General features: G+C 71.0%; 2 protein-coding genes. Both read left to right on the top strand.

Features of this window, described 5'->3' with window-relative positions:
* Positions 1-664: alpha/beta hydrolase (locus DSP71_RS07855; RefSeq protein WP_258546323.1), on the top strand; the 664-nt coding region annotated here is incomplete at its 5' end.
* Positions 661-1,069, top strand: a 409-nt coding sequence (locus DSP71_RS07860) for an alpha/beta hydrolase (protein WP_147251238.1), incomplete at its 3' end; no start/stop codon positions are given. The genes DSP71_RS07855 and DSP71_RS07860, both read left to right, overlap by 4 nt.

Raw genomic sequence — 1,069 nt, forward strand, 5'->3', positions numbered from 1 at the left:
GCGCTTCCGGGTCAGAGCACACGACGCCGGCATCGTGATCGTCGCCGCCGATTACGCCCATGCGCCGGAGGAGCGCTTCCCCACGCAGCCGGAGCAGTGCTGGTCGGCGTTCGAATGGACCCACGCGCACGCGGAGGAGCTGGGGGCGTCGCCCGAGAGGATCGCCATCGGCGGAGCATCGTCGGGAGGCGACCTCGCCGCGGCCGTGACGCTCATGAACCGTGATCGCTCCGCGCATCCGATCGCGCTGCAGCTGCTGGAGAATCCCGCCCTCGATCTGACCATGGGACATGCCGACATGAGTGGCATCGATGCCCGCATGCCTGGCGTCATCGTGCGCGCGGTCGGCCGGACGCTCGTGCGTCAGTACGTCGGAGACGATGCCGCGGCGGCACGCCGACCGTACGCCTCCCCGCTGCGGGCCGCCTCTCACGAAGGCCTGCCGCCGGCACTGATCCTCACCTCGGAGCTCGACCCCCTGCGTGGTGACGGGGAAGCCTATGCGCGCGCACTCTCGGCGGCCGGCGTGCCGGTGACGGCGATGCGCTTCATCGGACAGACCCACGGCTCGCTGGGATCGACCGGGTTCGTGCCCTCCGCAGACGTCGCACACCGTCTCGTCGTCTCCGAGCTGCGCACGCTCCACCCAGGAGCGACCGCATGAGCGCTCCCGAGTACCTCGAGCCGCCGTTGGGTCCCGAGATCCGCGAATGGATCCAGCGCATCGGCGAACTCTCCGCGGCGCTCCCCGACCTCGAGTCTCGCGAGATGGCAGCCCGTCGCCGGGCGCAGCGCGAGTTGAGCGACCGCCTCGCCGTCGAGTTCACCGCTCCCGTTCCCGCCGAGGTGGAGATCGACGATCTCGTGGTGTCGGGCGGAGCGGGACCGCTGCGTGCCCGTCGGTTCCGCCCGACGTCGGCGATCGGGGCGATGCCGACGATGCTGTGGCTGCACGGCGGCGGGTGGACGGGCGGCACGATCGACGAGATCCTCAACGACCGCCTGTGCGCGGATCGCGCGCTGCGGTCAGGAGTGCAGATCGTCGCGCTCGAGTACCGTCTGGCTCCCG

Source organism: Microbacterium sp. H6, assembly GCF_003314775.1.
In the GTDB taxonomy this organism is placed as follows: domain Bacteria; phylum Actinomycetota; class Actinomycetes; order Actinomycetales; family Microbacteriaceae; genus Microbacterium; species Microbacterium oxydans.